This is a genomic window from Hyphomonas sp. (assembly GCF_040882205.1).
Taxonomy (GTDB): Bacteria; Pseudomonadota; Alphaproteobacteria; order Caulobacterales; family Hyphomonadaceae; genus Hyphomonas.
Map to the genome: position 1 here is coordinate 1 of NZ_JBBEBT010000078.1, position 6,597 is coordinate 6,597.

General features: G+C 63.1%; 7 protein-coding genes and 1 pseudogene. 3 read left to right on the forward strand and 5 right to left on the reverse strand.

Features of this window, described 5'->3' with window-relative positions:
- Positions 1-45 precede the first annotated feature (45 nt).
- The gene (locus WEA77_RS03300; RefSeq protein ID WP_368066434.1) at positions 46-1,161 is read left to right on the forward strand and encodes an acyl-CoA dehydrogenase family protein; all 1,116 of its coding nucleotides are present in this window, start codon (positions 46-48) and stop codon (positions 1,159-1,161) included.
- A 61-nt stretch (positions 1,162-1,222) separates the two neighbouring features.
- On the opposite strand, the gene WEA77_RS03305 is transcribed toward WEA77_RS03300, so the two are convergent.
- The gene (locus WEA77_RS03305; RefSeq protein WP_368066435.1) at positions 1,223-1,762 is read right to left on the reverse strand and encodes a type VI secretion system tube protein Hcp; all 540 of its coding nucleotides are present in this window, start codon (positions 1,760-1,762) and stop codon (positions 1,223-1,225) included.
- A gap of 206 nt (positions 1,763-1,968) precedes the next feature.
- Here WEA77_RS03305 and WEA77_RS03310 point away from each other — a divergent pair, with 206 nt between their 5' ends.
- Both WEA77_RS03310 and WEA77_RS03315 read left to right on the forward strand, forming a co-directional pair.
- Entirely contained in the window at positions 1,969-3,171 is a 1,203-nt protein-coding gene (locus WEA77_RS03310; RefSeq protein ID WP_368066436.1) for an acyl-CoA dehydrogenase family protein, read from the forward strand.
- Positions 3,172-3,271: 100 nt separating this feature from the next.
- Positions 3,272-3,471: pseudogene (locus tag WEA77_RS03315) on the forward strand (DUF2892 domain-containing protein).
- Here WEA77_RS03315 and WEA77_RS03320 read toward each other — a convergent pair.
- The 4 genes from WEA77_RS03320 to WEA77_RS03335 form a co-directional block, all read right to left on the reverse strand.
- On the reverse strand, positions 3,468-4,058 hold the full coding sequence (locus WEA77_RS03320; RefSeq protein WP_368066437.1) for a hypothetical protein: 591 nt from the start codon (positions 4,056-4,058) through the stop codon (positions 3,468-3,470). The pseudogene WEA77_RS03315 and the gene WEA77_RS03320 overlap by 4 nt on opposite strands.
- Positions 4,058-5,011 carry an MlaD family protein gene (locus tag WEA77_RS03325; protein WP_368066438.1) on the reverse strand — a complete coding sequence of 318 codons (954 nt, stop codon included), beginning with the start codon at positions 5,009-5,011 and terminating at the stop codon, positions 4,058-4,060. The genes WEA77_RS03320 and WEA77_RS03325 overlap by 1 nt, the downstream gene beginning before the upstream one ends.
- An 8-nt stretch (positions 5,012-5,019) precedes the next feature.
- Positions 5,020-5,799, reverse strand: coding sequence for an ABC transporter ATP-binding protein (locus tag WEA77_RS03330; RefSeq protein WP_368066439.1), 780 nt, complete (start codon positions 5,797-5,799; stop codon positions 5,020-5,022).
- On the reverse strand, positions 5,796-6,597 hold an 802-nt coding region (locus WEA77_RS03335; protein WP_368066440.1), incomplete at its 5' end, for an MlaE family ABC transporter permease. The genes WEA77_RS03335 and WEA77_RS03330, both read right to left, overlap by 4 nt.

Below are 6,597 nucleotides of genomic sequence, written 5' to 3' on the forward strand. Positions count from 1 at the left end.
CGACATAACAAGCAACGCCCCGGGGGCGATGGGAGCCAGTGCGCCATGAATTTTGATTTCTCCGAAGACCAGAAATACCTTGCCGGCGAAGCCCGGAAATTCCTGTCGGCCCAGTGCCCGACCACGGAAGTCCGCAAGGTTCTTAACGACGACGCCGTCGCCTATCACAAGGACCTCTGGAAGAAGGTCGTCGAAATGGGCTGGCTGGGCGCCGCCATTCCGGAAGAGCATGGCGGTCTCGGCCTTGGCATGCTGGAAATGTGCGTCCTCGCCGAGGAAATGGGCCGCGCGGTTGCACCGGTGCCATTCGCCTCGACCGCCTATTTCCTGACCGAAGCCGTAAAACTGGCCGGCAGCGAAACGCAGAAAGCCGCCATCCTGCCCCTGATCGCTGCCGGCGAAGTGATCGGCGCCTACGCCGCCTCCGAAGGTCCCGGCAATCCCGACGCCGCGAACATGCGCACCGCGTTTGACGGCAAGACCCTCAGCGGCACCAAGATCCCCGTCACCGATGGCGACATCGCCACCCACGCGGTCGTACTGGCCAAGGAAGGCAAGGGCCTGTCGCTTGTGCTTGTTGACCTCTCGGCCAGGGGCGTTACCCGCAAGACGCTGCAAACCATCGACCCGACCCGCAGCCATGCCGAAATCACCTTTGACGCTACGCCGGCCGAACGCCTCGGAGGCAAGGGCGAAGGCGACGCTCTGAATGCCCGGCTGATGGACCGCGTAGCCGTGCTGTTCGCCTTCGAACAACTCGGCGGCGCCTCTGTCTGCCTCGACATGGCCAACGACTATGCCAAGAACCGCTATGCCTTTGGCCGCCCGATCGGCGGCAACCAGGCGATCAAGCACAAACTGGCTGACATCTACGTGAAGAACGAGATTGCCCGGTCGAACTGCTTCTACGGCGCCTGGGCGCTGTCGACGGACGCGGCAGAGCTGCCGGAAGCAGCGGCCGCAGCCCGCGTGGCAGCTTCGGAAGCCTACTGGTTTGCGTCAAAGGAAAACATCCAGACGCATGGCGGCATGGGCTTCACCTGGGAAGTCGACTGCCACCTCTACTATCGCCGGGCGAAGCTGCTGGCCGTGCAGGCCGGTTCGCCGAAGGTCTGGAAAGAGAAGCTGGTACGCACGCTCGAGGCTAAGAATGCGGCGTGATGCGTTCACCCCGGCAAGCCTCGGACGGCGGGATTTCTCCCGCCGCCCAAGCTATGCTGGATTAGTGGCCGCCTTCTTCAACCGCAACCGCTGCGGCGGGTTCGGGGGCGTTCCAGGTGACCGTGTCGGACGGCGTCGTTGCGCCGTTCGTGTAGACCTTCAGGGTCGCAGTCTTGTAGGTGATATCGAAGTTCTCGACGACCTGCGAGTTCTCGCCGGTATAGGTCGAGTAGTTGTTGAGAACCGCGTCGTTGAGCGTCCAGACCTGCTTGTCAGCCGAGCCGTCAGCCGTGATCGCGATCTCGACGGCCGGAACCGACGTGCCGTTGACGACGTGCTTGATGACCTTGACGGACGAGGTGTCGAAGGTGCGGGTTACGTAAATGCCGCCGACATAGAGGCTCGATTTGGCAGGCTCGACCGGCATATAGGTGATCGGGTCGTAGACCGGCTGCTGCGAAACGCTGAACGTGACCGACGTGGCGGCGACCTTATCGTTGCCCAGTTTGAGTTCGACGCCCGCGTGCGCCATCCCGGCAATGAGCATGGAGGCGGCGGAAGCCGCAGCGATGCGGCGGGTATGCGCAAAGATATTCGACATTTGACGTTGTCCCTTAGTTCTGCGCCGCAGGCGGAAGCCCATCGCTTTTCATCCCGGCGCCGAAATCTCACAAGACGCCCCAATTCGGGATGGAATATGGCAACGCCTTGTCAGCAAGCGTTCTCACAAAAATATATTTCCCAGACTGTAACCCGGACCGCCTGTCCGGTTTCAACCTCAAGCAACTGAAAGCAACGGAGACCGACATGGACTTCAATGACACCCCCGCCGAAGCCGCCTTCCGCAAGGAGGCGCACGATTTCCTCTCCAGGCATCTGGAGCCGAAATCCGGCGCCCGTCCGCGTGCGGGTTCCGGCGAGTCGGCGCTGAAGCGCGCGAAAGACTGGCAGAAGATCAAGGCCGAGAACAAGTTCGCGCAGATCACCTGGCCGAAGGAATGGGGCGGACGCGGCGGCACCTCGATGGAGGCGGTCATCTGGGGCCAGGAAGAGTCGAAATTTGACGCGCCGACCGGCCCGTTTGCCATCGGACTCGGCATGTGCGTCCCGACCGTCATCGCCTTCGGCTCTGAAGGCCACAAGGACCGCTTCGTCCAGAAGGCCCTGCAAGGCGAGGAAATCTGGTGCCAGCTCTTCTCCGAGCCTTCGGCCGGGTCCGACGTGGCGGGCCTCAAGACCAAAGCCGTCAAGGACGGGGACGAATGGGTTATCAACGGCCAGAAAGTCTGGACCTCGGGTGCCCACTATTCCGATTTCGGCATTGTTCTTGTGCGGACGAACCCAAAGGTTCCCAAGCACAAGGGCCTGACCATGTTCATCGTCAACATGAAGCAGGCCGGCGTTGAAGTCCGCCCGATCCACCAGGCCTCTGGCGGGCGCGAGTTCAACGAAGTCTACTTCACCGACGTACGCATCCCGGACACCGACCGTCTCGGCGCCGTGGGCGATGGCTGGAAAGTGGCGCTCGTCACGCTGATGAACGAACGCCTCGCCGTCGGCGGCTCGCCCGGCCCGGACTGGGGCGAAATCATGGCCTATGCCCAGCAATCCGGCGCGATGAGCGACCAGGCCTTCCGCGAAAAGCTGGCAGACTGGTATGTCGCCGCGCAGGGCTACAAGCTGACGAAGTTCCGTACCCAAACGGCTCTTTCGCGCGGCCAGACGCCCGGACCGGAAAACTCGATCGGCAAGATCATCACCGCCAACCACCTGCAGGACATCTGCAACTCGGCTATCGAGATGCAGGACCATTTCGGCATCATCACCGAAACCGAGCGGATGCCGGGGGATGCGATCTTCCAGCAGAGCTTCATGTGGGCGCCGGGCCTTCGCATTGCCGGCGGTACCGATGAGATCCTGAAGAACATCATCGCCGAGCGCGTGCTCGGCCTTCCGCAGGACGTGCGCGTCGACAAGGACCTCGCCTTCGACGAGATGAAGGTCGGCTGACACTGCGACAGGTAGGTTTCCGGATAATACCGGGGGCCGGATGGACCGATGATGATGCCGGGCCCGCCATGCGGGTCCGGCATTTTCTTTGCAGCCCATTATGTTCAAGACCAATGAAGGCGCACCCGGCCGCGCCCTGCAGGTCATCGCCGGCGCCGCGCTGATCAGCCTCGTATTTATCGGCCCGCAGACACTCCGGGGCTGGCCCGGCGTCGTGCCACTCGCCCCACCGGTCTGATCGGCTCATACCCCGTATACAGCCTGCTGGGCATCAATACCTGCCCGATGAAGAAAGACTAGGGCGCCGGAGTTTCCCCAGCCGTCTCCTCGGCGATGAACGCGGCCAGTTCGCTGATGCAGGCCCGGCCAGCATCTGTAAGCGCCTTGGCGCGCGCCGCGTTCGTGTTGTCGAGCGCCACGGCCGTCGTCGCCACCGTAGTCTGCGAGATCACGGTGCGCGCACGGCCCGTCAACAGCGCTGCGTCCAACCGGCAGCGGGCAGTACTGCCGTAAAGCGTGAACTCGCTCATCCGCCAGGTAACTTCGTACTGTGTTGGCCCGGAGGCACCCGCCGGCAGCGCCGCGTGTTCGCCTTTGCCGTTAAGCGCGTCCAGCAGACCGCCCAGCATCATCTCGGTGGCATTATCCGTCCACTGAACGGCGCGCACGACACGCAGCGCTCCGGTCTCGTCTTCGGCCGCAATCGTGCGTCCGGAGAACAGGCGCGAGGCTTCCGGCTCGCGGATGCGCACCGACGCCTTCAGCTCATGCATGGGCTGGATCGGGCCGATGCGGTAATAGGCCTCCGGCGCTTCCGTCTTCGGAAGGACGCTGACACAGCCCGCGAGACTGGCGATTGTAGCCGATATGATCAGGAACCGGATCATCAGCGCTTCTCCTCATATGGCAGCGGCTCGCCAACGACGAAGCCCTGTGGGTTGCGTTCAATATTGCGCACGGTGCGATCCAGCCGGTTGATCAGGACGCGCAGGTCCTGGCTTGCTGCGGCGGTGTTCTCGAGTGTCTCGATCGCCGGACCTTCCATCAGGCCCGTCACGGCGGCGGCCGCGCGCCGGCTTTCCTCAAGCGTGTCCTGCGCCGAATTTGCGACCTTTCGGACATCCGTCACCAGAGCCTCGATGTCGGCGCCCGCCTCCACAATGGTCACGCTGGCGGACTTGCCGGCCCCTTCCAGTTCGCGGGAGGCATCTTCAAATGCCCGGGACGCCGCCGAGACATCTCTCAGCGTTGCCGAGGCCTCACCGATCAGACCATCGTCCGAGGCGAGCTTGTTTGTGATCGTCTCAAGATTGCGGATCGAAGTGCTCATCGAAGCAATGTTCTCGTCCGTCAGGATCCGGTTGATCCCGTCAAAGGTGAGGTTGGCGCGGCCGAGCGCCTGGGCGCCGCCGGCGACGATCTGGTCGACCAGCGTGCGTTCGGACTTGATCACCGGCACCGGCTGACCGGGCCGCGCCTCCAGCGGCGCGCCGGTGCCGGCGCTGATCTGCACGAAAGTGATGCCGGTGATTCCAGCGAGCTGGATCGACGCAGTGGAGTCGACCCGGATCGGCGTGTCGCGCGAAACACGGATATGTGCGCGCACCTTCGACGGGTCCGCCTTGTCGATGCGCACGGTAGCGACCTCGCCAACCTTCACGCCAATATAGCGGACCGCGCCGCCAGCCTCGAGCGAGACGGGACCTTCGAACACGATGTCATAGGATTTGAAGTCGCGTTGGAACTCGGACTGTCCGAGCCAGAGCACGAAGGCCGCAACGAGCGCGGTGGCAACAATTACCAGTACCCCGATCAATGCATAATTTGCTCGTGTTTCCATGGCTTTTTCTAAGCCTCCTTCTCTGCCATCGGCGCCGCCGCACGTCCGCGCGGCCCGCTGAAATACTCCTGAATCCACGGATGATCGACCTGCCGGAGTTCAGGGATGGTTCCGACTGCCAGGACTTTCTTCTCGCCGAGCACCACGATGCGGTCGCAAGTTGCATGCAGCGTATCGACATCATGCGTCACGAGGAAAACCGTAAGGGCAAGCGCGCGCTGCAGTGAGCGCACGAGTGTATCGAAACCGGCCGCCGTGATCGGATCAAGCCCCGCTGTCGGTTCGTCGAGAAACAGGAGCTCCGGATCGAGTGCCAGCGCCCGGGCCAGTGCGGCGCGCTTGCGCATGCCGCCGGACAGGTCTGCCGGATACTTGTCGCCGGCGCTCGCGCCAAGGCCGGACAGGCGGATCTTCATGTCAGCCAGGTCTTGCATAAGCCCGCGGCTGAGCAGCGTATGCTCCTTCATCGGCACCATGACATTCTCGCGCACCGTCAGGTTCGAGAACAGGGCGCCGTCCTGGAACATGATGCCCCAGCGGCGCTCAAGCGCCGTGCGTTCGACGCGCGACAGGCTGTCGAGCTGCTGGCCGAACACTTCGACGGTGCCACTTTCCGGGGGCTTGAGTCCGGTGATCGCGCGAAGCAGCACGGACTTGCCGCAGCCCGACGGTCCAATGATCCCGACCACCTCGCCTTGCGGGATGTCGAGATTCAGGTGCTCGAGGACCACGTTCGGCCCATAGGCCACCTTGAGGTCACGTATACGGATGACCGGCCCGGCGCTCATATGCCAAGCTCCATATAGAAGATCGCGAACAGCGCATCGAGCACGATCACCGCGAAGATCGCCTGCACCACCGAGGTCGTGGTGCGGTGGCCGAGCGACTGCACGCTGCCGCCGGTCAGCAGGCCCTGCCGGCAGGCGATCATCGCCACAACGATACCGAAGAAGGGCGCCTTCGACATGCCAATCCAGAACTGGTCCAGCGGCACCGAGGCGCGGAGGCGTTCCACGAACAGGCCAGGATTGATGTCCAGCGATGTCCATGCCACGACGATGCCGCCCGCGATGCCCGCCAGCGTCGCCACGAAGGTCAGGATCGGCGTCATCACCAGCATAGCCAGCACACGCGGCGCCACCAGCACGTCCATCGGCTTCAGGCCGAGCGTCTGCATGGCGTCGATTTCCTGGCGCATCTTCATTGTGCCGATCTGCGCGGTGAAGGACGAGTTCGTCCGCCCCGCGAGCACGATGCCGGTCAACACCACGCCGAACTCGCGCAGCATCGAATAGCCTATGAGTTCGATCGTATAGATCTCGAGGTCGAAATCGCGCAGCGTCGTCGCACCGATGAAGGCCACCACCATACCGACGAAGAAGGAAAGGAACGCGATGATCGGCATCGCGTTAAGGCCCGCTTCCTCCATCACCGAGACAATCGACGTCCAGCGCAGCTTCCAGGGCTGGGCGAGCAGGCGGACAATCGTGAACATCGTCTCGCCAAGAAAGGCGAGCGTGGCGGTCACTTCGCGAACAAATGCAATCGTGCCCCGGCCAAGGCGTTCGAGCAGGTCGATCAGGCCA

Excerpts from the sequence above, each read along its gene's own strand:
- WEA77_RS03310 (WP_368066436.1), top strand. The coding sequence starts at position 1,969 with ATGGACTTCAATGACACCCCCGCCGAAGCCGCCTTCCGCAAGGAGGCG.
- WEA77_RS03305 (WP_368066435.1), bottom strand. The coding sequence starts at position 1,762 with ATGTCGAATATCTTTGCGCATACCCGCCGCATCGCTGCGGCTTCCGCC.
- WEA77_RS03320 (WP_368066437.1), bottom strand. The coding sequence starts at position 4,058 with ATGATCCGGTTCCTGATCATATCGGCTACAATCGCCAGTCTCGCGGGC.
- WEA77_RS03330 (WP_368066439.1), bottom strand. The coding sequence starts at position 5,799 with ATGAGCGCCGGGCCGGTCATCCGTATACGTGACCTCAAGGTGGCCTAT.
- WEA77_RS03325 (WP_368066438.1), bottom strand. The coding sequence starts at position 5,011 with ATGGAAACACGAGCAAATTATGCATTGATCGGGGTACTGGTAATTGTT.
- WEA77_RS03300 (WP_368066434.1), top strand. The coding sequence starts at position 46 with ATGAATTTTGATTTCTCCGAAGACCAGAAATACCTTGCCGGCGAAGCC.